The sequence below is a fragment of the Pseudomonas sp. LFM046 genome (genome assembly GCF_000949385.2).
Classification (GTDB): domain Bacteria; phylum Pseudomonadota; class Gammaproteobacteria; order Pseudomonadales; family Pseudomonadaceae; genus Metapseudomonas.
The window spans coordinates 1824467-1849056 of sequence record NZ_JYKO02000001.1 but is presented as its reverse complement, the minus strand read 5'-3'; the positions used below and the strand labels follow the sequence as shown (position 1 = coordinate 1849056).

Sequence of the window (24590 nt, the reverse complement as noted above, 5' to 3'; positions counted from 1 at the left end):
CTGCTGTTGCGGCTATATGGGGTGGTGATGGCCGCATTCTGTTCAGAGGCAGGGATTCGCGAAATTATGATTTTTGTAGTCGCTGGCTAGGAAAAAGCTGCCAGCTCGGACAGCACGGGGCCCGCGCGGCAGAAGGGCGTGGATATAGTTTTTTTAGCTTCAGGCGCGACAATTTCGGTAATGCCACCCATCTCGGCACCCGCAGGCACAACGTGCTTGCGTCCCACTGATCGAAATCCATTTGCCGCCGTCCGGCCAGGCCTGATATCTGTATAAATTCACAGTAAAACCCGACCTTTCCCACCATGCCTGCCGCCCTCGAAGACCCGTTCTATTACCTCCAGAATTTCCACACCCTCCTGGACTGGATCAGCGGGCGCTACAGCGACCTGCTGGTCGCCGAAGAGCGGGCCTTCATCGACGATTTCCGCGCCCTGCCCCGCGTCTCCCAGGCGCTTCTGGTGCGAATGGTCATGCGCAAGGGCACGCTGTTCCGCGCCAGCAAGCTGAACTACACGGAAATCGGCGATACCCGTCAGGCAGCCGCGCCACTGGTGGAGCTGGGCTGGGTGAATGCAGATCCGGTACTGGACCTCTCGCAGCTCTTTGGCCTACTGACCCTGGGAGAGGTGGACGCCTGCTTCGGCAAGACACCAGGACGCAAGGCCGAGCGGCTTGAGGCCTTGCTTGCCGACCATCCACAGCCGCGCGCCTTCGCCGACTGGCATCCGACCAGCGTCGACTGCGTCTACGCGCTTGGCCTGATGGGCATCTGCGACCGATTGCGGTTGATGTTCTTCGGCAACCTCTACCAGGACTGGTCTGAATTCGTCCTCGCCGACCTCGGTATCTACCAGTACGAAAAAGTCGAGATCGACGCCTCCGCGCGGGGATTCCGCGAGCGCGCGGACCTGGACTACTACCTGCGCCTGCACCACTGGCGGGAGCGCTTCGACGCTGGCGAGCCCCTGGATCAGCTCCTGCCCGAACTGCCCCTGGAATCCCACGCCAATCCCTGGCTGGACGCGCGTCGACGCAAGCTGCTGTTCCAGGTGGGCCAGCATTGCGAACGCTGCGAGCTGCCGGAAATCGCCCTGGGCCTCTACGGCCTGTGCGACTACCCCGGCGCGCGAGTGCGGCGCATCCGCGTGCTGGAGCGGCAGGAAGCGCACGAAGAAGCCTTTGCCCTGGCCCAACAGGCGTGCGCAACCCCAGAGAATGATGAGGAAGCGCAGCATCTCACGCGAATCCTGCCGCGACTGCGCCGCAAACTCGGCCTGCCCAAGGTGCCGCCTGCCAGCAGCGCACCCGTACAACGCATCGACCTGGTCCTGCCCCAGCCTCCGAAACCACTGTCGGTGGAGCAAGCGGTGCTCCTGCATCTCCACGAAGACGGCGCGCCGGTGCACTACGTGGAAAACACCCTGCTCAATTCCCTGTTCGGGTTGCTCTGCTGGGACGCGATCTTCGCCGCGCTGCCTGGCGCCTTCTTCCACCCGTTCCACAACGGCCCGGCAGACCTGCTCAGCCCCGACTTCCATGCCCGCCGCGCAGGGCTCTTCGATGCCTGCCTGGCACAACTGGACAGCGGCGAGTACCAGACCAGCATCCGCCGCGCCTATGCAACCAAGCAGGGCCTGCTGTCGCCCTTCGTCTATTGGGGCAACCTGGACGAAGCCCTGCTGGAACAAGCCCTTGCCTGCCTGCCGGCGACGCAGTTGAAAGCCTGCTTCCAGCGCATCCTTGCCGATATCAAAGCCAACCGCGCTGGCCTGCCGGACTTGATCCAGTTCTGGCCCGAAGAGCGCCGCTACCGCCTGATCGAAGTGAAGGGGCCGGGCGACCGCCTGCAGGACAACCAACTGCGCTGGCTGGAATTCTGCGCCCAACACGGGATTCCCGTGGAAGTCTGCTACGTGCAGTGGGCGGACACCTGCCAATGACGTACAGCATTGCGGTCCGTGCGCTCTGCGAGTTCACCGCCAAGGGCGGCGATCTCGACTTGCGTTTCACCCCTGCCCCCACCGCCCAGGAAGGCATCGCCGGCCACGCCGTGGTGGCCAGCCGCCGAGGCGAGGGCTACCAGTCCGAACACCCTCTCGAAGGCGAATTCGGCCCCCTGAAGGTGCGCGGTCGCGCCGACGGCTACGACCCGATCCGCAATCGCCTGGAAGAAGTGAAGACCTACCGGGGCGACCTGCAGCGCATGCCGGACAACCATCGGCAGCTGCACTGGGCCCAGGTGAAGGTCTACGGCTGGCTGCTCTGCCAGCAGCTGGATCTGCCGGAAGTCGAATTGGCGCTGGTCTATTTCGAGGTGGGCAGCCAGAAGGAAACCCTCCTGACCGAGCCCTGCACGGCCGAGGAACTGCGCCTGTTCTTCGAGAAGCAATGCGCGCACTTCCTGGCCTGGGCCCAGCAGGAAGTGGCCCACGGCGATGCACGCAACAAAGCCCTCGAGCACCTCGCATTCCCCCACTCCAGCTTCCGCCACGGCCAGCGCCAACTGGCCGAAGCCGTGTACAAGGCCGTCAGCACCGGTTGTTGCCTGATGGCCCAGGCCCCCACCGGCATCGGCAAGACCCTGGGCACCCTGTTCCCTCTGCTCAAGGCGGTGCCGCGCCAGCGCCTGGATAAGGTGTTTTTCCTCGCCGCCAAGACACCCGGCCGCCAATTGGCCCTGGACGCCTTGCAGCAGTTGCGCACCGAGCCCCTGCGGGTGCTGGAGCTGGCGGCCCGCGACAAGGCCTGCGAGCACCCGGAAAACGCCTGCCATGGCGAATCCTGCCCACTGGCCCGAGGGTTCTACGACCGCCTGCCGGCCGCCCGCGCGGCGGCTGCGGAACGCCGCTGGCTGGACCGCGCAGCCTTGCGCGACGTGGCCCTCGCCCATCAGGTCTGCCCCTACTACCTGGCCCAGGAAATGGCCCGCTGGAGCGACGTGGTGGTGGGCGATTACAACTACTACTTCGACAGCAGCGCCCTGCTCCATGGCCTGGCTGCCGCCAATCAGTGGCGCATCGCCGTACTGGTGGACGAAGCCCACAACCTGGTGGACCGGGCGCGAAAGATGTATTCGGCCGAGCTCGACCAATTCGCCATCAAGTCCCTGCGCAAGAGCGCGCCAGCGGTGCTGAAGAAACCCCTTGAACGAGTCGGGCGCCTCTGGAGCGAGCTCAACCGGGACCAGGCCGAGGACTATCGCGCCTATGACGCACCACCGCAGAAGCTGCTGAACGCCCTGCAAGGCGCCGTCACCGCCATCACCGACTACCTGGCTGACAACCCCACGGCCCTCGACGCCGCGCTTCAGGACTTCTACTTCGAAGCCCTGCAGTTCGGCCGCATGGCCGAACAGTTCGACAGCCACTCGCTGTTCGATATCAGCAAGCGCCCCGCCAAGGGCAGCGGCTGTCTTTCGCGCCTCTGCCTGCGCAATCTGGTGCCGGCGCCCTTCCTCGGCCCGCGCTTCTCCGCCAGCCGCTCAACGGTGCTGTTCTCCGCCACCCTCAATCCACGTCACTACTACAGCGACCTGCTGGGGCTGGCACAGAACACACCGTGGCTGGAGGTGGACTCCCCCTTCCGCGCTGAACAGTTGCAGGTACGGGTAGTGGCCGATGTCTCTACTCGCTATCAGCATCGCAGCGCCTCACTGGCCCCCATCGCGGCACTGATGGCGCGACAGTTCGAGGAGCGCCCCGGCAACTACCTGGCCTTCTTCAGCAGCTACGACTACCTGCAACAGGTGGCCGACCGCTTTGCTCGGGAATATCCGCACGTCCCCATCTGGCTACAGGGTCGGCAAATGGATGAAGCCGCACGCCAGGCATTTATCCAACGCTTCGAAGCTGGCGGCGAGGGCATTGGCTTCGCAGTCCTGGGCGGCGCATTCGGCGAGGGCATCGACCTACCCGGCGAACGCCTGATCGGCGCCTTCGTCGCCACCCTTGGGCTGCCGCAGCTGAACCCGGTGAACGAACAGCTCAAGCAGCGAATGGCCGAACTCTTCGGCGCAGGCTACGACTACGCCTACCTCTATCCGGGCCTGCAGAAGGTGGTCCAGGCCGCTGGGCGAGTGATCCGCACGACCGAGGACCAAGGCGTGGTGCACCTGATCGACGACCGCTTCGCGCGGCAGGACGTGCAACGGCTATTGCCGAACTGGTGGTCGATCGAAGAACTCCGGCCTTCGCTGTAGGGTGCGCTCTGCGCACCGGAAACCTCGTACCGGCTCTACCGCCGGCAGGCGTTCATATCCACCTTCCCCACGAACGGATTGCCGTGGCCCATCACGCACGCCAGGCGCTGGTTCCTATTGCGCTCCCAGGCCTCCACCGGGTACTGGCGATTCCAGGCGTTGTAGAGCTTGCGGTCCTGGCTGGAGAGGCGCAGGCCGTAACGGTCACTCATGTAGAAGTAGGTGCGCGCGATCATCCCGCGCACCTGCTGGCGCGGCATCGCCTTTCGCGCCTTGAAGTCCACCACCATGGGGCAAGCGCCGTACTGGCCGGGCTTCTGCGACAGCCAGCCAAAACTGAAATTGCTACGGTCGCCGTTCACCTCACCAATGCTCGGCACCAGGTTGTGCAGGTCGGCCTCGGCGCGCTGGTAGGTGGGGTCGTGCTCGGCGCAGTTCTTGCGCCCACCCTTCTGCCAGCACTGTCGCTGATGACCGATCACCCAGGCCGGCACGATGTGTTCCCACTCGATGCGCTTGGCCCGCTGCGGAGCTTTCCGCGGCACGTAGCCGCAACTCTTCAGGTCGACCCGGTTCCCCTCATAGCGGCAACCGCAATAGAACTCCACTGGATGGGTGGCGTAGAGCTTCCAGGCGACCTTCTTGGCTTCGTTGAACGTGCGGGGAGCGGAGGCTTCGGTTGCGGCGGAAAACAGCAGGAAGGCCAGCAGAATAGAGCGGATCATCAGGATTCTTGTTCTCGGTACTGCGTCAGGGGGAAATGACTGACAGCAGATTTTTCCTTTGGTTTGGTTGCCATCAGACGACGGCAGCTGATATGTGTATAAATATACAGTATTTCAGGAAGAATCCTATGCCTGTATCAGCCCCGATCCGATTGCCAATTCCCGAGCAACCCGTTCCATCGAGCATCCCTGTGCCCTATCAGTTGCCGCTGCCCTTCCCGCCCCGCGGCCAGGTGCAGCCCCTGCTAGCCAGCCGGCGGCTGCACTGACCGCGCCGGAGGAGGCCCAGATGCTGGATGTACGCCAGTTGAAATACACCGTGAGCCGCATGGCCCCGGAAGAGATCCGCGAAGCGGTGGAAGAACTACGCCTGGAAGGCCTGGTAACCGACGGCAAGACGCCCTTCGGCCGCCTGCACTTCAACACCTGCCTGGCGGAGATCGAGGCCCTGTTCCAGCGCGCCGGCTATCACCGGCAGTTGGACGTGGTGGGCTACCAGGGCCAGGCCTACGCCCTGTTCGACCCCGCTCGCTGGGAGCCCGTGCAGGTACTCAGGTGGTTGAAGGACTACGTGGATTCACGGGAGGCTGAGACGGCGTAGGGAACGCAGCGCGGGACCAAGTCCCAGAGCCGCTAGCGTCTCTGGGCGTAGGCCATGAACAACCCGCTGCCCACGATGACTGCAATGCCCAGCAGCCCCATCTGGTCCGGCGCATGGTTGAACAGCAACAGTCCCAGCGTGCCGGCGAAGACGATCTGCCCGTAACCGAACGGCGCCAGCAGTGGCGGCGAGGCGTGGCGGAATGCCTGGGTCAGCAGCATGTGCCCGCCCATGCCGCACGTGCCCACGGCCAGCATCAGCAGGCCGTGCCCGAGAGTCTCCGGCAGGTGCCAGAAGAACGGCACCAGGGCACTCATCACCAGGGTGTTCGTCAGGCCGGTGATGAAGTTGCTGGTGGCCGAACTGTCGGTACGGGTCAGGATGCGCGTCAGCAACTGGTAGAAGGCGAAGCAGACTGCCGCTGCCAGCGGGAAGAAGATCGCCGGAGTGAACAACGCACTGCCCGGCCGGACGATCAACAGCACCCCGCCAAAGCCCACCAGCACCGCCACCCATTGCCCCCGGGATACCCGCTCCTTCAGTAGCGGCACCGACAAGGCAGTGACCAGCAACGGCGCCAGGAAGATCACCGACGTGGCCTCGGCCAGGGGAATATGCCGTAGCCCCGTGGTGAACAGCAGGCTCACGCCAATCAGGCAGAGCGCCCGCGCCACCTGCAGCAGCGGCCGCCTGGTACGCAACACCCGCGCCCCTTCTCGCGGCAGCAGAAACCCCGCCATCAGCAGGGTGTGCACCAGGTAACGCACCCAGACCACCATCACGATGGGATAGAAGGCCGAGAGGTACTTCGAAATCGCGTCGTGGCTGGAGAAGAAAAAGGTGGCCAGGCAGACCAGGACAATACCTTTGAGCGGCTGGTCGACACGTTGCGACAGAGGGTTTTGGGAACTCATGGAGGATCCGGGACGCCTGCGGGAAAAAGCCTGATAGCAGACTAATGATTAGGCGACTCAAGATATCGGCTAAGCCCGCATGGCTCAAGACTCACCTGGCAGGGCCGATGGAGCGGCGACTGGCGGCAGCCGTTGCATCAATAGTTAAATTACACACGTCATATACAGCGATTTGAATGATGGATATCATGCAAACACATGTCGCCCGCCCCACCCCGAGGAGCCTTACATGCAATCCATCGTCATCGCCGGTTACGCCCGCTCGCCCTTTCAATTCGCCAAGAAAGGCAGCCTGATCAACCTTCGTCCAGATGACCTGGCTGCCCAGGTCGTGAAGGGGCTCGTGCAGCGTCTGGATATCGATCCTCGGGAAATAGAGGATCTGATCCTGGGTTGCGCCTACCCGGAAGCCGAACAGGGCATGAACATCGCGCGCATCACCAGCTTTCTCGCCGGACTGCCGGAAACCGTCGCAGGCGCCACGATCAACCGCTTCTGCGGTTCCTCCATGAGCGCCATCCACTACGCTGCCGGGCAGATCCAGCTAGGCGCGGGAGAAGCCTTTCTCTGTGGCGGCGTGGAATCCATGACCCGCGTGCCCATGGGTGGCTTCAACATCTCCCCCAATCCGAAGCTCGTGAACGGCTACCCGCAGGCCTACATGGCCATGGGGCACACCGCAGAGGTGGTCGCCGATCGCTACGGCATCCCCCGCAGCGACCAGGAAACCATGGCCGTGGAATCCCACCGCAAGGCCACAGCAGCCCAGGCAAATGGGCTACTTCAGGATGAAATCATCGCCATCGAAACGCCCGACGGCCTGGTGACCGAGGACGGCTGCATTCGCCCGGGCACTACCCCGGATGCCCTCGCCCAACTGAAGCCGGCCTTTGGCGGCAGTGTCACCGCGGGCACCGCCTCGCCTCTGACTGACGGCGCGGCTGCGGTGTTTGTCTGCACCGAGGGCTTCGCTGCGCGCTGGAACCTGGATGTCCTCGCACGCATCAAGGCCGTGGCCGTGGTCGGCTGCCCACCGGAGATCATGGGCATGGGGCCCCTCTACGCCACCCGCAAACTGTTGCAGCGCACTGGCCTGGAGGCACTCGACATCGACCTGTTCGAGATCAATGAAGCCTTTGCCAGCCAGGCGCTGGCCTGCATCCGGGAACTGGACCTCGACCCGGCGAAAGTGAATCTGGATGGCGGCGCGATGGCCATCGGTCACCCCCTGGGAGCCACCGGCGCGCGTATCACCGGCAAGGCCGCCAGCCTGCTCAAGCGCAGCGGTGGCCGCTATGCCGTCGCCACGCAATGCATCGGCGGCGGACAGGGCGTGGCCACCCTGCTGGAAAGGGCCTGATTCATCGGCCACGACACGCCCGTCGGCGTCGTGGCCGAATCACACTCGCGCAACCGGGGATGTGGAATTACAATCGCCATATCAACCCTCCCGTGAGGCGACCTCCATGCGCTATCCCGAAGATCACAAAGCCGAGACCCACCGACGCATCGTCGCCGAGGCGTCCCGCCGTTTCCGCAGCGATGGCATAGACGCCACCGGCCTTCAGCCCCTGATGAAGGCCCTGGGTCTGACCCACGGCGGCTTCTACGCCCACTTCAAATCCAAAGACGCCCTGGTGGAGGAAGCCCTGCAAGCTGCGGCGCATGACGCCAGTGCCAACTGGGACAAAGCGTTCTCCAAGGACCAACCGCTGAAGGCCTTCTTCGAGCGCTACCTCTCGCCACAGCACCGCGCCCACCCCGAGCAGGGTTGCCCGCTGCCCACCATGTCGGCGGAACTGGGTCAGCGCGGCAATGCCAGCCCCATCACCGACAAAGTGCTGACCGGCCTGCTGGGACACCTGGAGCAGGCAACCGGCAATACCGAGCAGAGCCTTGCCATGCTCGCCACCTTGGTGGGCGCCCTGAGCCTGTCCCGCAGCGTCGCCAGTGAAGAACTCTCCGACCGTATCCTCGACAGTGCGCGCCAGAGCCTGCTGACCCAGCTCGACGCCCTGCAAAGCGCCAAGTCCTGATCCCCGCTTGCCCCTCCCTTTCCCCTCGGCATCCGCCGAGGGGCGCCTATGCTTTCCTGATCCCGATTTAAACCGGCTGCACCCAGGGTTGCACCATCGGTAATTGAGTCCTGCCTGCCTTTGAGAGATCACGGCAGGCCTGCCCTTCGAGCTCAACAGGTGCAACCCCGAACAGCCATCGCACCGACCTTTCATCAGGAGAATGCGCTGCACCCCGCAACCTTTGGTTGCACCAGGTTGCACCCCATGTAGGACATCGCTACTCTTTGCGCCGCTATTGCCGCGGACGACGGCTGAAAAGAGGACAAGAAATGGCTACGAGCACCACCCTTGGCGTGAAACTGGACGAGGCAACCCGCGACCGTCTCAAGGAAGCTGCGCGCAGGATCGAGCGCACCCCGCATTGGCTGATCAAGCAAGCGATCTTCAGCTACCTCGAGGCACTGGAAAGCGGCATGACCCTGCCCGAACTCCAGGGCATCGCCCAACGCCTGGCCGAGGGTGACCATGACGCGCTCGAGGCCCTCCCCGAGCCCGTTCACCAGCCGTTCCTCGATTTCGCCGAGAGCATCCTGCCGCAGTCCGTGCTGCGTGCGGCCATCACCGCCGCCTACCGCCGCCCCGAGCAGGAAGCCGTACCCATGCTGCTGGAGCAGGCCCGCCTGCCCGCCGAGTTGGCCGACGCCGCCTACAAGCTGGCCTACGGCATCGCCGAAAAGCTGCGTAACCAGAAGAGCGCCAGCGGCCGCGCCGGCATCGTCCAGGGCCTGCTGCAGGAATTCTCCCTGTCCTCCCAGGAAGGCGTGGCACTGATGTGCCTGGCCGAAGCCCTGCTTCGCATCCCGGACAAAGGCACCCGCGACGCCCTGATCCGCGACAAGATCAGCACCGGCAATTGGCAGCAGCACCTGGGCCAGAGCCCGTCGATGTTCGTCAACGCCGCCTCCTGGGGCCTGCTGATCACCGGCAAGCTGGTATCCACCCACAACGAATCCGGCCTCTCCAGCTCGCTGAACCGCATCATCGGCAAGAGCGGCGAGCCGCTGATCCGCAAGGGCGTGGACATGGCCATGCGCCTGATGGGCGAGCAGTTCGTCACCGGCGAAACCATCGCTGAAGCCCTGGCCAACGCCACCAGCTTCGAAGCCAAGGGCTTCCGCTACTCCTACGACATGCTCGGCGAAGCCGCGCTGACCGAGGAAGACGCCCAGCGCTACTACGCCTCCTACGAGCAGGCGATCCACGCCATCGGCAAGGCCTCCCACGGCCGCGGCATCTATGAAGGCCCGGGCATCTCCATCAAGCTCTCCGCCCTGCACCCGCGCTACAGCCGCGCCCAGTACGAGCGCATGATGGGCGAGCTGTATCCGCGCCTGCTGTCCCTGACCCTGCTGGCCAAGCAGTACGACATCGGCCTGAACATCGACGCCGAAGAAGCAGACCGCCTGGAAATCTCCCTCGACATGCTCGAGCGCCTCTGCTTCGAGCCGTCCCTGAAAGGCTGGAACGGTGTCGGCTTCGTCATTCAGGCCTACCAGAAGCGCTGCCCGTACGTGATCGACTACGTGATCGACCTCGCCCGCCGCAGCAACCATCGCCTGATGATCCGCCTGGTGAAGGGCGCCTACTGGGACAGCGAGATCAAGCGCGCCCAGGTGGACGGCCTGGAAGGTTTCCCGGTCTACAGCCGCAAGGTCTACACCGACATTTCCTACATCGCCTGCGCCCGCAAGCTGCTGGGCGTGCCAGATGCGATCTATCCGCAATTCGCCACCCACAACGCCCACACCCTGTCCGCCATCTACCAGATCGCCGGTCAGAACTACTACCCGGGCCAGTACGAGTTCCAGTGCCTGCACGGCATGGGCGAACCCCTGTACGAGCAGGTGGTGGGCAAGGTGGCCGACGGCAAGCTGAACCGTCCGTGCCGTATCTACGCACCGGTCGGTACCCATGAAACCCTGCTGGCCTATCTGGTGCGCCGCCTGCTGGAAAACGGCGCCAACACCAGCTTCGTCAACCGCATCGCTGACCACAGCATCTCCATCAAGGAGCTGGTGGAAGACCCGGTCGCCAGCGCCGAAGCCATGGCCACCGTGGAAGGCGCACTCGGCCTGCCGCACCCGCGCATTCCGCAGCCCAAGGCCCTGTATGGCGACGCCCGCGTCAACTCCAGCGGCATCGACATGGCCAACGAACACCGCCTGGCCTCGCTGTCCAGCGCCCTGCTGAGCTCCGGTCACGCCGACTGGCGCGCCCAGCCGATGCTCGGCTGCCCGGCCAGCGAAGGCCCGAGCGAGCCCGTGCTGAACCCGGCAGATCACCGCGACGTGGTCGGTCACGTACAGAACGCCACCACCGCTGACGTGGGCAACGCCGTACTGGCCTCCATCACCGCCGCGCCGATCTGGCAATCCACCCCGCCGGTGGAGCGCGCCGCCGCCCTGGATCGCGCCGCCGACCTGATGGAAGCCGAGATGCAGCCGCTGATGGGCATCCTCGTCCGTGAAGCGGGCAAGACCTTCAACAACGCCATCGCCGAAGTGCGCGAGGCCGTGGACTTCCTGCGCTACTACGCCGCCCAGGCCCGCCACGACTTCGCCAACGACACTCACCGCCCCCTGGGGCCGGTGGTCTGCATCAGCCCGTGGAACTTCCCCCTGGCAATCTTCACCGGCCAGGTGGCCGCGGCCCTGGCTGCCGGCAACACCGTGCTGGCCAAGCCCGCCGAACAGACCCCGCTGATCGCCGCCCAGGCCGTACGCATCCTGCTCCAGGCCGGCATTCCGGAAGGCGTGGTACAGCTGCTGCCGGGCCTCGGCCACACCGTCGGTGCCGCCCTGGTGGCTGATGAGCGCGTGAAAGGCGTGATGTTCACCGGCTCCACCGAAGTCGCCGGCATCCTCGCCCGCAATGTCGCCGGTCGCCTGGACGCCCAGGGCCGCCCGATCCCGCTGATCGCCGAAACCGGCGGCCAGAACGCCATGATCGTGGACTCCTCCGCCCTTGCTGAGCAGGTGGTGACCGACGTGATCGCCTCCGCGTTCGACAGCGCCGGCCAGCGCTGCTCCGCCCTGCGCGTCCTGTGCGTGCAGGAAGACGTGGCCGACCGCGTGGTGGAAATGCTCAAGGGCGCCATGGGCGAGTGCCGCATCGGCAACCCCGAGCACCTGAACGTGGACATCGGCCCGGTGATCGACGCCGAAGCCAAGGCCAACATCGATCAGCACATCCAGGTCATGCGCAACAAAGGCCGCAGCGTGTTCCAGATCGCCCGCACCGAGGGCGATGTGATGCAGCGCGGTACCTTCGTGATGCCGACCCTGATCGAACTGAACAGCCTGGCTGACCTGGAGCGCGAGATCTTCGGCCCCGTCCTGCACCTGCTGCGCTACAAGCGCGAAGACATGGACGCCCTGCTCGACCAGATCAACGGCACCGGTTACGGCCTGACGCTGGGCGTGCACACCCGCATCGACGAAACCATCGCCAAGGTCGTGGACAAGGCCCACGCCGGCAACCTCTACGTCAACCGCAACATGGTAGGCGCCGTGGTGGGCGTGCAGCCTTTCGGTGGTGAAGGCCTGTCCGGCACTGGCCCGAAGGCTGGCGGTCCGCTGTACATGTACCGCCTGCTGGCCACTCGCCCGGCCGATGGCGTGAGCCGCACCTTCCAGCGCCTGGACGGCGCCACTGCCGCCGATGCCATGCATCGCACTGCCCTGCACGAGCGCCATGGCAAGCCCCTGGAAGCCCTCAAGGCCTGGGCCGTGAAGAACGGCAAGGACGGCCTGGCCAGCCTCTGCGACAGCTTCGCTGAGCAGTCCCAGAGCGGCCTGAGCCGCGTGCTCCCCGGCCCGACCGGCGAGCGCAACACCTATGTACTGCTGCCGCGCGAGGCCGTGCTCTGCCTGGCTGACGATGAAGGCGATCTGCTGACCCAACTGGCCGCCACCCTGGCCGTCGGCAGCAGCGCGCTGTGGGCCACCAGTGAGCTGACCGGCAAGCTGCGTGGCGCCCTGCCGAAGGCCGTGCAGGCACGCATCCAGTTGGTGACGGACTGGGCCCAGGCCGACGTCGGCTTCGACGCAGTGCTGCACCACGGTGATTCCGACCAACTGCGCGGAATTTGCCAGCAGGTCGCCGCCCGCAAGGGTCCGATCATCGGCGTCCAGGGCCTGTCCCAGGGCGAGACCGCGATCCCGCTGGAGCGTCTGCTGATCGAACGCGCCATCAGCGTCAACACCGCCGCCGCCGGCGGCAACGCCAGCCTGATGACCATCGGCTGACACCCGCCGCGCCTCCGGGCGCGGCCCGCTCCACCCCGGCACGGCTCACAAGGCCGCGTCGGGCGCAACACCGGAGGCCCTGCCTCCAGGCGGACCGCCTTACCGGGCGCCTCCGCCCACTCTTCTCTTCGACGGTTGGCTGTCATTCACTGACGGCAATGGGGGCACGCCACAAGCGTGCCCCCTTCTTTTTTCGTGCACGAACATCGCGCATCGCCCGGCTACTCACCCCGCGACTTACAGCTTCAGGGCCGCACCCGGCCTGCATCCGTACGGTTCAAGAATCTCCCAGATGTCTCCCCGATCGAACAGACGCCACCCCTGCGCCGTGAACCGCGTCAGGTCGTCCTCCGAGGGAAACGAGTAGTAGGCGCCAGCCGTTGCATCCTGCGGCTCGCCAACGACGGGAGCGCCATCTTCCAGGCGGCGGATAGCACTCAAGATCAAGTCGGCTCCCAAGGGGTAGAGCGAAAGAATGTGCCAGAACAAGGAGCGATCCTTCACCACCGGCCTCCGCGCCTTGTCGATAACGGCCCCCCTGTCGATGCTCGGACTATCGATCCAGTGGAGCGTGCAGCCGATCTCATCGTCGCCATTCAGCAAGGCCCGGAACGTAGCGAGCACGCCCCGGTATTGAGGCAGCAGGCCCGAGTGCAGGTTCAGGCAGCCGCACTGGGGAATCCCCAGCACATTGACATCCAGGATCAAACCGAAGCGAATCGAGACGAACAGGTCGGCTCGCATGTCGTGCAGCTGCTGCAGCGCTGCCGAATCTTTCAAGGTCGAGAGTACCTGCAGCGGAATACCGAAGCGTCGCGACAACTCACTGAAACCGGCATATCGCCCGCCGCCAGGACTGGTCAGCTCGATGAGGGGAAAGACCAGCTCGCCGAACAGGTCCTGCTCGATAAAGGCCAGCTGGCCCAGCATCCGCGCCCGTACCCCGCTGCTCGCGCCAACCCGCTCGGAAAGGAAAATACCGACGGTATGCCGATGGAGCTCGGGCAACAGCAGATTGAGGATGTAGTTGCTCTCGATGTCCCGATTGACCAGAAAGACAATTCTCATGGCGGCACCACCAGCCGGCTTGAGCACAAGCGTTGATCTCAAATGAGATTAGCAGCACCCAAGCAGCGATCTGGCCGGGCGAGCGGCGCACCGTGGTCGAGATTCACGGCATGCCAATGCCCGGACGGCCTTGAGAACACGCAAGCCGGCCAATCTGCAGGCGGCGCCTACTTGCCCCCGAGGATCAGACAGGTCGTGGAGCCGGTCGCATACAGCTTGCCGTCCACGTCGTAGATGCGTCCCTCGGCCAGGGCGGTGGAGCGGCCGACATGGATGATCCGCCCTTCGGCACGTACCGGGCCGGTCTTGGTGGTCAGCGCACGGATATAGCTGATGCGCAGGTCAGTGGTGGTGTAGCCCTGGCCTTTCTCCAGGTGAGTGTGGATGGCGCAACCCATGGCCGAGTCCAGCAGGGTTGCGGCATAACCGCCGTGCACCGAACCAATGGGGTTGTAGTGCTGCATCTGTGGCACCCCCTGGAAAATGAAACGCTCCTTCGACCACTCGACCGGCACGAAGCCCATCAGCTCGCCGATGGGCGGCGCAGGCAATTCGCCGCGGCCGATGCCGTCGAAGAACTCCAGCGGACTGAGGGCTGCCACTTCGGCAATGCTCAGAGTGCCGGGTTTGAGGCGCGCACGAATTTCGGCCTCGGCAGCCAGCCAGATTTGCAGTTTTTCTTCACGGGACAGATCGCTCATCGGGTTTCTCCTGGGTCATCCTGCTCAGTTAAATGATGGTCGAAATATATACGAACCAAAGAAAACCGGAACTCCCGTTCGGAAGCTCCTGCGTCGCTCAAAGACCCATTTGCTTGGCGATGATCTCGTTCATGATTTCCCGCGTGCCGCCACCGATGGAGAGGATGCGGTTATCGCGGTAGAGCCGCTCCACCAGGCTCTCGCGCATATACCCCATGCCACCCAGCATCTGTACGGCGTCGTAGGTGATCCGGTCGGCAATATCGGTGGCGAAGTTCTTCGCCATGGAGATTTCCTTGATCACGCTCTTGCCCCCCGCCATCTTCGCCGCCTGGCGATAGGTGAACTCGCGGGATACTTCCAGCTGGGTGGCCATTTCTGCCATGCGGTGGCGCAGTACCTGGAAGCGACCAATCGGCTTGCCGAAGGCTTCGCGCTCGGCGGCCCATTTCAGCGACTCCTCCAGCGCGAGCTGTGCGGTCATGTTGGCCATGATCGCCAGGGCCAGGCGCTCGCTCTGGAAGTTCGCCATGATGCAGGCAAACCCCATGTTTTCCATGCCGATCAGATTCTCCACCGGCACCTTGCAGTCATCAAAGAACAACTCGGCGGTGTCCGAGGCCCACCAGCCCATCTTCTTCAGCTTGCGTCCGACGGTGAAACCCGGGGTGCCCTTCTCCACCAGCAGCAGGCTGACACCGCCGAACCCTTCGCCGCCGGTGCGCACTGCCACGGTGTAGTAATCGGCGCGTACGCCGCTGGTAATAAAGGTCTTGCTACCAGTGATGCGGTAGAAGGCGCCATCACGCACAGCCCGGGTCTTGAGGTTGGCAACATCCGAGCCACCGGAAGGCTCGGTGACGGCCAAGGCCATGATCTTCTCGCCCGCCAACACTTGCGGCACGATCCGCTCCCGCAACTCGGCGCGGCCCCACTTGATCACCGGTGGCAAGCCGATATCCAGGGAGCCCAGCCCAGCCACCAGACCGCCGGAACCACAGCGCATCAGCTCCTCGCTGGCCGCTACCTTGGCGAACAGATCGCCCTCATGGCTGCCGCCGAGCGGCTCGGGGTAGCCGATCCCGAGGATTCCGGCTGCGCCAGCCTTGAGATAAAGCTCACGCGGAAACTCTTCGGCCTCTTCCCATTCAGCGATATGGGGCAGGATTTCTCGCTCGACAAAGCGACGCACCGAATCCCGCACCAGTTGGTGGGACTCGTCGAAGTATTCCTGATAGGCAGACATGGCAAGACTCCCCGGTAAGATCGAATGAACTTACCGAGCGCTTGCTTGGTTTTCAAGGCGAGACTTTTGCCATCGGCAAGGTCGTATCAGCCGAAACAGAACCCGCTCAGGATCCAATCGGCCGGCGCCCGGCCAAGGCGTGGGCCAACGTACCGCCGTCCACCAGCTCCAGCTCCCCTCCCAGCGGCACGCCGTGGGCGATTCGAGAGACGACGATGGACTTCGGCGCCAGCAACTGGGCGATGTAGTGGGCGGTGGCCTCGCCCTCCACTGTGGGGTTGGTGGCCAGGATCACCTCGGCAAAGCTGCCGGCCTCGATGCGCGCCATCAACTCGGGAATGCCAATGGCCTCAGGGCCGAGCCCGTCCAACGGGGACAAATGCCCCTTGAGCACGAAGAAGCGCCCCCGATAGCCCGTCTGCTCAACGGCGAAGACATCCAGGGGACCCTCGACCACACAGAGCAGCGAGTCGTCCCGGCGCGGGTCGGCGCACTGGGGACAGAGCGCCTCTTCGCTCAGGGTCCGGCACTGCTTGCAATGCCCCACCCCTTCCATCGCCGCCGTCAGCGCCTGGGCCAGGCGCAGACCACCACTGCGATCACGCTCCAGCAACTGCAGCGCCATGCGCTGTGCAGTCTTCTGGCCCACACCGGGCAGGATGCGCAGGGCGTCGATCAGTTGGCGAATCAGCGGGCTGAAGCTCATGGGCGTCTCAGGATGGGGGGAGATTGAGGTTGGAGAAACTCCGGTGCCGCCCCATTGCTATCGATCGGGGCGACCAGGCGGTATGCCGTGCAAGGCGCGAGCGGCCGAGGGCACCGGAGTTTATGTCTGTAAATGCGGACGCCCGCGGCCGCGCGCAACGCAGTAATGCGTGCCGGCTGGGCGTCACCCACTCAGAAGGGCATTTTGAAACCAGGGGGCAGCTGCAGACCAGCAGTCATGCCAGCCATTTTTTCCTGGTTGTTCTGCTCGATCTTGCGCACGGCATCGTTCACCGCAGCGGCGATCAGGTCTTCAAGGATCTCCTTGTCTTCCTGCATCAGGCTGTCGTCCAGGGTGACGCGCTTGACGTCATGACGACCGGTCATCACCACGCTCACCAGACCGGCACCGGACTGACCGGTGACTTCGGCATTGGCCAGCTCTTCCTGCATCTTCTGCATCTTTTCCTGCATTTGTTGGGCCTGCTTCATCAGGCCTGCCATGCCACCCTTCATCATGGTGATTGTCCTCAGCGGTCAAGGGGTTCAATGGTGTCGGCGCGCACCTGGGCGCCGAACAGTTCGATCATTTTCAGTACCAGCGGATCGCTGGCAATGGCTTCCTCGGCCTGACGCTGACGAGCGGCGCGCTTGCGTGCAGCAGCCTGGGCCGGAGTTTCCTGTTCCGGGCGACGCACTTCAACTTCAAGCTTCAGGGTACGCCCGTGATACTGATTCAGCGCGTCGTTCAGGCGACGCTGCTGGTTGGAATTGAACAGCGCGCTCTGCGCGGGGTCCAGGTGAAGCCGCCAGACGTCGCCCTCTACCGCCACCAAGGTGCAGTTGGCGCCGATGTTGCCAGTCATGCCGGACAGCCCCAGGCGCGGGAACAGGTCGAGCCATTCGGCAGCCAGACCGGTGGCCGGCTGAGCGGCGGGCAGCACTTCCGGCGCAGCGGCCGGTTCTTCCGCCGGACCCAGGTCATCCAGGTAGGCGATGCTGTCGCCATCAGCGGAGTAGTAATCCTCGTAGTCGCCGAGCGGCGGCTCGTCATCGGCATCGTCATTGGCCGGAGCCGCATCGGGCAGGGACGTCGCCACGGACTCGGCCACAACAGGTGCGGACTCAGCAATCGGCGCGGGTTCCGGTTCCGGCTCAGGCTGGGGCTCCACGACGGGAGCAGCCGCCGCAGGAGCAGAAGGCTCTTCCCAAGGCAGATCTACCACCTCGGCCGGAGCGTCCTCCACGACAGCGGGAGCTTCCATCACGGGCCCAGGAACAGGCTCGGCAACGGGTTCGACGACCGACGCCGGCGGAATGTCCTCTTTCACGGGAGCAACGACCGGAACTTCGGCCGCAGGCGCAGGCGCCTCGACGACCGGAGACGGAGACGGAGACGGAGACGGAGCCGCGACAGGCTCGCTCGCCACGGGAGCGGAAGCAACGGCCGGTGCAGGCGTGGTCGCTGCAACGGGAGCGGGTGCCGGTGCGGAAACGGCAACCGGAGCCGACACGGCGGCTCCGGCCACTGGGTTGGTCCGGGGATCAGCTGTGGCCTGGCTGATCCCCGGGTCCTTTAGCACCACCTTTGGCGCGCCTTCGGCATCGGCCGGGCGGAACGCCAGCATGCGCAATAGCACCATCTCGAAACCGCTGCGCGGATCCGGCGCCAGGGGCAGGTCACGGCGACCAATCAGGCCCATCTGGTAATAGAACTGCACGTCTTCGCCAGGCAGCGCCTGCGCCAGGGCCAGAACGCGCTCGCGATCACCCTGGCCATTGTCGACGGCATCCGGCAGCACCTGGGCAATGGCCACGCGGTGCAGCACGTTGAGCATCTCGGAAAGCACGCCATTCCAGTCCGGCCCCTGCTCCGCCAACTGGCGAACGGCCTCCAGCAGCGCACGGGCATCGCCCTGCAGCAGCGCATGGAGTACGCCGTAGACCTGACCATGATCGAGCGTGCCCAGCATGGCACGCACATCGGCAGCCAGCACCTTGCCTTCGCCAAAGGCGATGGCCTGGTCGGTGAGGCTCATGGCATCGCGCATGGAACCGTCGGCGGCGCGGCCCAGCAGCCAGAGCGCATCGGTTTCGAAGGGCACATTCTCAGCGCCCAGAACGTGGGTCAGGTGCTCGACCACACGCTCCGGCGGCATGTTCTTCAGGGAGAACTGCAGGCAGCGCGAAAGGATGGTGACTGGCAGCTTCTGCGGGTCGGTGGTGGCCAGCAGGAATTTGACGTGGGGCGGCGGTTCTTCAAGGGTCTTCAGCAAGGCGTTGAACGAGTGCGTGGAGAGCATGTGCACTTCGTCGATCAGGTAGACCTTGTAACGGCCTCGGCTGGGGGCGTACTGCACGTTGTCCAGCAGTTCGCGGGTGTCTTCAACCTTGGTGCGGCTGGCGGCGTCCACTTCGATCAGGTCGACGAAACGCCCTTCATCGATCTCCCGGCAGACCGAACACTGGCCGCAGGGAGTGGAGCTGATGCCGGTCTCGCAGTTAAGGCACTTGGCGAGGATGCGCGCGATGGTGGTCTTGCCCACGCCACGGGTGCCGGTGAAAAGATAGGCATGGTGCAGGCGCTGGTTGTCCAGGGCATTGATCAAGGCTTTCAGCACATGGGTCTGGCCGACCATTTCGCGGAACGAGCGCGGACGCCACTTACGTGCAAGTACCTGATAACTCATTGAAAACCATCGCGTCTGGGGAAGCAGAAGAAGCTAATGCTAGCGGAGCGATGCACAAATTGCATCCGATGCGATTTGCGCACTGTTCAATCCGTCCTGCAACGGGCATTGTGAAGCACCGTCCACCCAGACGAGGGAGCCCAATGCGCTCATTTGTCCTCGCCCTTCTTCTTTGCTGGAGCGCTTTTGGCAGTGCTGCGCCCTCCACATTACGCTTCTCGGCAGTGGACAGCTGGGCCATGCCGCTGGCCAGGTTCAAGGAAAACCGCCTGGTGGGCGGCATCATCCACGACGTGATCCAGCGCCTGTCGCAGAAACTCGGCATTCCGGTCAAAGTCCTGGTACTGCCTCGCAATCGAGTGGAACTGGCCCTGAAACAGGGCGAGATTGATGTTCGGTGCTATATCAGCCCAAAGTGGATCGGCAACAGCGACAGCTACCTCTGGAGCGTCCCGATTCTCCACCAGCGTGATGTGATCGTGGCCCGCCAGGGCAGCGAACCTCTAACGAGTCCCGAAGCCATATCCGGGCAGAGCATTGGCACCGTCCTTGGCTACTCCTATCCGCGCTTGCAGCCATTGTTCGACCACGGTGCCGTGCAACGGGACGAGGCACGCAATCAGGACCTGGTGCTGCAAAAGCTGCTGGCGGGACGCTACCGGTACGCGGTGAGTAGCGAAATGGCCTTGGGCTGGTTCAATCGCGATCTGCCGGACGGCGATCGCCTGATTGATGTTGCCACGCTGGAAGAAGAACCCGTGAGCTGCCTGGTACGCAATGACCCGACGCTACCCGCACAACGCATCCTGCAAACGCTATTGCAAATGAAGGAGTCAGGGGAGATCGAGGAGATTCTGGCGCGCTACCAGTAAGGTTCGGCAGCGAGGGAGAGATTGGAGGTGACCCCACCAGCCACACCCCGGCACACGATTTCACCGCTGCGGCTGCTCCCTTCCGGGCCTGACCGGGTTCACGGCTGATCGTTGCGGGGGGACCGGCAGGGCCACCATCACGCAGCTCGCCAGATCGGCGAGCCGCGCCATTGTACCGGCTCTTCGCCAACTTACAACCGGTAAAACCGGTTTCCTTACAAGCACTTGCGAATCAGACCCGGAAGCGCCCCACCAACTGGGCCAGACCAGTGGACAGTTCGGAAAGGTGCCGGCTGGCCTGGGTGCTCTTTTCCGACGTCTGCGCGGCCTCGGTGGAGAGGTCACGGATATCGCTGATGTTGCGCGCGATCTCCTCGGTGACGCTGCTCTGCTCCTCGCAGGCCGTGGCGATCTGTGCCGCCATGTCATTGATCCGCTGTACCGAGCCGCCGGTATCGGTAAGCGCCTGGTCCGCGCCTGCCGCGCGCTCAACACTGTCTCGGGCCTTCAGGCTGCCCGAGCGCATGGCCAGCACCGCCTCCTGCACCCCGGCCTGGAGGCGTTCGATCATCAATTGGATGTCTTTGGTGGACTCCTGGGTCCGGGCCGCGAGGGCCCGCACCTCGTCCGCCACCACTGCGAAACCCCGACCCAGCTCGCCGGCACGCGCCGCCTCGATGGCGGCATTCAGGGCTAGCAAGTTGGTCTGGTCGGCAATGCCCTTTATCACCGCCAGCACCGCGTCGATCTTCGAGGTCTCCTGCTCCAGGGTGCCGATGGTGCGCGATGCGCTCTCCACCTCCTGCGCCAGCTGCCGAATGGCATCGATGGTCGCCCCCACCACCTGGGCACCTTCACGGGACTGTTCCTCCGCAACGCGCGCCGCATCTGCGGCACTCTGGGCATTGCGCGCCACCTCTTGCACCGCCGCGGACATTTCCGTGGCGGCAGTGCTCACCTGGTCCACGGCCGCGTGCTCACTGCTGATCAGCCGGTCATTGGCCGCAGCCAGTCCCGCCAGGCTGAGGGCCGAGTCCGCAACCTCGCCGGTCACCCGACTGACCTCGCGGATCAGCGGCTGCAGCTTGTCGAGGAACCTGTTGAAGGCATGGCTGAGCTTGCCCAGTTCGTCCCGTGACATCACATCCAGCCGCACTCGAAGATCACCGTCGCCGTCGGCGATCTGCTCGATGCGTTCGAGGAGGTTTTGCAGCGGACGGGTTACCAGCAATGGGAAACCGATCATCAACACCAGGCACAAGGCCAGGCCAACCGCGATGACCACGCCCTGCTGCCAGCTGCGCGCCTCCCCGAGGGCGATAGCGCCCTGCCCTTCGCTATTGGCGGCCTTGTCTTCCAACTCGCCAAGCTTGTCGATGGCATCGCGCATGGCCTCGAACTGGCGCTCGCCGTCGCCGAAGCTGAGCGTGCTGGCCGCCACCGGGTCCCGGGTCGACAACTCCAGGACCTGCAGCGAGGTCGCCTTCCACTGGGCGAAGCCGCGGTCGAATTGCTCCACCAGTTTCCGGGCTTCCGCGCCGGGGCCAAGGGCCGCGTACTGGTGCACACGGTCGTACGCCTGCTGCATGTTTTCCCCGTGGGACGCTTTGAGCGCCTGCGCGTGGTCGCCAGCGGCCTCGTCCAGCAGACTGCGTTCGGCAACGAAGGCCTGGTACAGATCACGATCGGCATTTAGCAGCAGGCTGATGGCAGGCAGGTAGCGATTGGTCAATTGCTTGCTGGAATCAGCCACCTGAGCGATGCCCTGCATCCCAAGGCCGCCCACCAGTATCAATAGCAACGCCAGCAGCATGATGGGCAGAGCGACTTTCCAGCGAAAACCCAGATCAGCAAAGGCACGTAGCATGGCGTCTCTCCTTGCGCGTAGCGCGTACAGCCAAGCGTAGCCGGTCCACCCCCTGGAGCCAGAGCCCGCATCGGTCGACCACTTTTCTTGATTGTTCCCGGCCTTGCACAACAGGCCGCGTGATTTCTGCGTAAAACCCGCTCAACCACCCGAGTCAGCCGGCGCATTTGTGCTAGCTTCGTCCGGGTTCCGGCCCTCGGTCGCAACCGCCACCCGCACTTCCAGGCTCGCCGCTTGTCTCACCAGGGCCGGCGCGACCGGCCAGGCCACAAGCCAGTCATTCACTCAATGGAGCAACACCATGGCAATCACCAAAGACCAGCTGATCTCTGACATCGCAGAAGCTACCGATACCACCAAGGCCGCCGTGCGCGCCGTGCTGGACCAGCTCAGCGAGATCGTCAGCGATTCCCTGGAAAACAGTGATGAGATCACCCTGCCGGGAATCGGCAAGCTGAAGGTCGGCGACCGTCCCGCCCGCACCGGTCGCAACCCGCAGACTGGCAAGACCATCCAGATCGCCGCGAAGAAGGTGGTCAAGTTCGTACCGGCGAAAGGCCTGAGCGACGCGGTCAACAAGTAATGAAAGAAGGGGCAGGCCAATGGCCCGCCCCTTTTTTGTCCACCGTCAGGGCGCAGGCGCAGGATTCACCTGTGCAGCTGGCACTACCGCAACCGGCACAACGTCTGCCGAATTGCTCCCCAGACCACGCAGTCGGCGAATCTGCTGTACCCGATTCAGATTCTCCCAGGCCGTCTCGTAATGGGCCGGCGACTGCTCGATGGCGCTGCGGAAGAACTGCTCAGCCTCTTCCAGCTTGCCTTCCACCAGGCAGATGTAGCCGACATCATTGCTCGCCTCTGCGCGCTTCTCGACCTGTTCGAAGGCCGAGATCGCTTCCTCATAGCGCCCCATCCGCGCCAGCAGCAAACCGTAATTCCGCCACAACGGGTGGTACTCGGGCTCAAAGCTGATGCCCTGCTTGTAGGCCCGCTCCGCATCGGCCCAACGACCCGCCAGGTAGTAGGAATAGCCCATGCTGTTCTGCACCAGCCCCGAACGGGGCTCGATCTGCATGGCCAGGCGGTAGAAGCCTTCGGATACGGCGAAGTTTTCGCGAAGGTCCATCAGCACGCCCAGGCCGTTGTACACCCTTACTGGGGACTTGCTGTCCACCTTGAGCGTAGCCACATCGCCAAGTGCTACCTTCGAGGCGCCGCCCAACCTCTGCTGATCACCACCCAGAGCCTGGAGCAGGAACTCCTCCGCCTTGTCGTAGCGGCGGAGGGCGAGGTTGAGCAGGCCCATTTCGGCCGAGGCGTGGAGATTGCCCGGGTCGTTGTCCAGCACCTCGGAGAACGCCATTTCTGCCAGTTGCGTATTACCCCGTTCCCGATGGATGCGCCCCACCCAGACCAGGGCTTCATAGCGCTTGGGGTCCAGTTCAATGGCGCGCAGGTACTGGAACAGTGCCTGGTCCATGTCGCCGGCTTGATAGGATCGGGCGGCCAGCTGCATGGCCTGGTCAGGAGAGTTGACCTGGGTCTGAACCTGATAGAGCACCGAGTTGTCGCCGCGGTAGATCGACTTGATCCCCCCGGACGTCTCCGGCCCCATGTTCTGGCATCCCGACAGCACAGCCATCATGGCCATCAGCAGACTGATTTTCTTCATGTCACAGCTTCCCGAAGGCTTTGAGTACCCCGACGATGACGGGCCCAATGGCCACCAGGAAGAAGCTTGGCCACAGGCAGAAGATTAGTGGGAATACCAGTTTGGTGCCGATTTTCGCTGCCCGCTCTTCAGCAGCCTGGGTCCGCCGGTCGCGAAACTCCTCGGCATAGACGCGCAAGGTGTCCGCCACGCTGGTGCCGAAACGGATGCTCTGCGACAGCAGACTCACCAAACCCTGCAGGTCGTCGAGGCCAGTGCGTTCGGCCAGATGCTTCAGCGCCTTGGTACTCGGAATGCCCGCGCGGATTTCGGCATTGACCAGCGCCAGCTCCTCAGCCAGTTCTACCTGGCTCACAGCCATCTCGTCGGCCACCCGCTCGATGGCTTGCGGCAGGGCCAGGCCCGACTCGACGCAAACGACCATCAAGTCCAACGCGTCCGGAAAAGCCGCCCGCAAGCGATTGATGCGGGCTTCCTTGCGCTTCTCCACGTGCAGAGCCGGCGCCAGCCAGCCAACACCGACGGCAGCCGAAGCAATCAGCAGGCCAACCGTCACAGATATCTTGGGCAGGAACGGCATGGCCAGCACCGCTACACCCAGCGTCAGCAAGGGGAAGAGCAGACGAATGGCCCAGTACATCTGCACGGCCGAATTCGAGCGATAACCGGCGTGCATCAGCAGGACGCGGGTGGCAGACAGATTGCGCTCATCCTCGGGGGAAATTCGCTGGCCAACCCGCTCCAGCAGCAATTGCAAGTTGCTGGGCGGGCGCTGTCCATTGACCAGCTCGCCCTGTCCACGCTTGATCAGGGCCAAGCGGCGCTGGACCGGGTCCTGCATCCCGAGCACCAGCAGCCCCACGGTGACTGCGGCAAGCATCGCGCTGATGCCCACTCCAAGGAGAAACAGGAGACGCGCGATTTGCTCGTCGCCTACTGCGCCATTGATCAGACCAAGCAGATAGTCCATGACACACTCCTTCCGTCAGGTTCGTGAACC

At 64.2% G+C, this 24590-nt stretch carries 19 protein-coding genes and 1 other RNA gene; 8 read left to right on the top strand and 12 right to left on the bottom strand.

The genetic code is table 11. The features are described from left to right. Nucleotides 1-305 precede the first annotated feature (305 nt). Both TQ98_RS08590 and TQ98_RS08585 read left to right on the top strand, forming a co-directional pair. The gene (locus tag TQ98_RS08590; RefSeq protein WP_044874930.1) at nucleotides 306-1943 is read left to right on the top strand and encodes a VRR-NUC domain-containing protein; all 1638 of its coding nucleotides are present in this window, start codon (nucleotides 306-308) and stop codon (nucleotides 1941-1943) included. After that, nucleotides 1940-4201: an ATP-dependent DNA helicase gene (locus TQ98_RS08585; RefSeq protein ID WP_044874929.1), complete on the top strand. Its 2262-nt coding sequence runs from the start codon at nucleotides 1940-1942 to the stop codon at nucleotides 4199-4201. The genes TQ98_RS08590 and TQ98_RS08585 overlap by 4 nt, the downstream gene beginning before the upstream one ends. Nucleotides 4202-4236: 35 nt before the next feature. On the opposite strand, the gene TQ98_RS08580 is transcribed toward TQ98_RS08585, so the two are convergent. Next, on the bottom strand, nucleotides 4237-4926 hold the full coding sequence (locus tag TQ98_RS08580; RefSeq protein ID WP_103102916.1) for an endonuclease I family protein: 690 nt from the start codon (nucleotides 4924-4926) through the stop codon (nucleotides 4237-4239). Nucleotides 4927-5215: 289 nt separating this feature from the next. Here TQ98_RS08580 and TQ98_RS08575 point away from each other — a divergent pair, with 289 nt between their 5' ends. After that, nucleotides 5216-5527, top strand: a complete 312-nt coding sequence (locus TQ98_RS08575; protein WP_044874927.1) for a hypothetical protein — start codon at nucleotides 5216-5218, stop codon at nucleotides 5525-5527. A 32-nt stretch (nucleotides 5528-5559) separates the two neighbouring features. Here TQ98_RS08575 and TQ98_RS08570 read toward each other — a convergent pair whose 3' ends face one another. After that, nucleotides 5560-6441: a DMT family transporter gene (locus TQ98_RS08570; protein ID WP_044874926.1), complete on the bottom strand. Its 882-nt coding sequence runs from the start codon at nucleotides 6439-6441 to the stop codon at nucleotides 5560-5562. A 229-nt stretch (nucleotides 6442-6670) separates the two neighbouring features. Here TQ98_RS08570 and TQ98_RS08565 point away from each other — a divergent pair, with 229 nt between their 5' ends. The 3 genes from TQ98_RS08565 (at nucleotide 6671) to putA (ending at nucleotide 12766) form a co-directional block, all read left to right on the top strand. Beyond that, nucleotides 6671-7801 carry a thiolase family protein gene (locus TQ98_RS08565; RefSeq protein WP_044874925.1) on the top strand — a complete coding sequence of 377 codons (1131 nt, stop codon included), beginning with the start codon at nucleotides 6671-6673 and terminating at the stop codon, nucleotides 7799-7801. Between the two features lie 106 nt (nucleotides 7802-7907). Then, complete coding sequence (locus tag TQ98_RS08560) at nucleotides 7908-8477, top strand: TetR/AcrR family transcriptional regulator (protein ID WP_044874924.1); 570 nt, start codon at nucleotides 7908-7910, stop codon at nucleotides 8475-8477. A gap of 311 nt (nucleotides 8478-8788) precedes the next feature. Continuing rightward, entirely contained in the window at nucleotides 8789-12766 is a 3978-nt protein-coding gene (gene putA, locus TQ98_RS08555; protein WP_044874923.1) for a trifunctional transcriptional regulator/proline dehydrogenase/L-glutamate gamma-semialdehyde dehydrogenase, read from the top strand. A 237-nt stretch (nucleotides 12767-13003) separates the two neighbouring features. Here putA and TQ98_RS08550 read toward each other — a convergent pair whose 3' ends face one another. The 6 genes from TQ98_RS08550 to dnaX all read right to left on the bottom strand — a co-directional run bounded on the left by TQ98_RS08550 (nucleotide 13004) and on the right by dnaX (nucleotide 19176). Beyond that, on the bottom strand, nucleotides 13004-13834 hold the full coding sequence (locus tag TQ98_RS08550) for a formyl transferase (protein ID WP_044874922.1): 831 nt from the start codon (nucleotides 13832-13834) through the stop codon (nucleotides 13004-13006). Nucleotides 13835-14001: 167 nt separating this feature from the next. Further along, entirely contained in the window at nucleotides 14002-14535 is a 534-nt protein-coding gene (locus tag TQ98_RS08545; protein WP_044874921.1) for a PaaI family thioesterase, read from the bottom strand. Nucleotides 14536-14632: 97 nt separating this feature from the next. After that, the gene (locus TQ98_RS08540; protein WP_044874920.1) at nucleotides 14633-15781 is read right to left on the bottom strand and encodes an acyl-CoA dehydrogenase family protein; all 1149 of its coding nucleotides are present in this window, start codon (nucleotides 15779-15781) and stop codon (nucleotides 14633-14635) included. Nucleotides 15782-15887: 106 nt separating this feature from the next. Further along, nucleotides 15888-16487 carry a recombination mediator RecR gene (gene recR, locus TQ98_RS08535; RefSeq protein ID WP_044874919.1) on the bottom strand — a complete coding sequence of 200 codons (600 nt, stop codon included), beginning with the start codon at nucleotides 16485-16487 and terminating at the stop codon, nucleotides 15888-15890. A 191-nt stretch (nucleotides 16488-16678) separates the two neighbouring features. Further along, nucleotides 16679-17005, bottom strand: a complete 327-nt coding sequence (locus TQ98_RS08530; RefSeq protein WP_044874918.1) for a YbaB/EbfC family nucleoid-associated protein — start codon at nucleotides 17003-17005, stop codon at nucleotides 16679-16681. A gap of 11 nt (nucleotides 17006-17016) precedes the next feature. After that, a complete protein-coding gene (dnaX, locus tag TQ98_RS08525; protein WP_044874917.1) occupies nucleotides 17017-19176 on the bottom strand; it encodes a DNA polymerase III subunit gamma/tau in 2160 nt (719 codons plus the stop codon). Between the two features lie 143 nt (nucleotides 19177-19319). Between dnaX and TQ98_RS08520 the strand changes: the two genes are divergently transcribed. Next, entirely contained in the window at nucleotides 19320-20048 is a 729-nt protein-coding gene (locus tag TQ98_RS08520; RefSeq protein ID WP_044874916.1) for a transporter substrate-binding domain-containing protein, read from the top strand. Nucleotides 20049-20079: 31 nt separating this feature from the next. On the opposite strand, the gene ffs is transcribed toward TQ98_RS08520, so the two are convergent. Then, nucleotides 20080-20176, bottom strand: an RNA gene (gene ffs / locus TQ98_RS08515) — signal recognition particle sRNA small type. 104 nt (nucleotides 20177-20280) lie between these two features. Then, nucleotides 20281-21915, bottom strand: a complete 1635-nt coding sequence (locus TQ98_RS08510) for a methyl-accepting chemotaxis protein (RefSeq protein WP_044874915.1) — start codon at nucleotides 21913-21915, stop codon at nucleotides 20281-20283. A 169-nt stretch (nucleotides 21916-22084) separates the two neighbouring features. Here TQ98_RS08510 and TQ98_RS08505 point away from each other — a divergent pair, with 169 nt between their 5' ends. Then, nucleotides 22085-22498: an HU family DNA-binding protein gene (locus tag TQ98_RS08505; RefSeq protein WP_277949287.1), complete on the top strand. Its 414-nt coding sequence runs from the start codon at nucleotides 22085-22087 to the stop codon at nucleotides 22496-22498. Nucleotides 22499-22543: 45 nt separating this feature from the next. On the opposite strand, the gene TQ98_RS08500 is transcribed toward TQ98_RS08505, so the two are convergent. Together TQ98_RS08500 and TQ98_RS08495 are read right to left on the bottom strand one after the other, a co-directional pair. Beyond that, nucleotides 22544-23590 carry a tetratricopeptide repeat protein gene (locus TQ98_RS08500; protein WP_044874913.1) on the bottom strand — a complete coding sequence of 349 codons (1047 nt, stop codon included), beginning with the start codon at nucleotides 23588-23590 and terminating at the stop codon, nucleotides 22544-22546. A gap of 1 nt (nucleotide 23591) precedes the next feature. Further along, nucleotides 23592-24560 carry a type II secretion system F family protein gene (locus TQ98_RS08495; RefSeq protein WP_044874912.1) on the bottom strand — a complete coding sequence of 323 codons (969 nt, stop codon included), beginning with the start codon at nucleotides 24558-24560 and terminating at the stop codon, nucleotides 23592-23594. Between the last annotated feature and the right edge of the window lie 30 nt (nucleotides 24561-24590).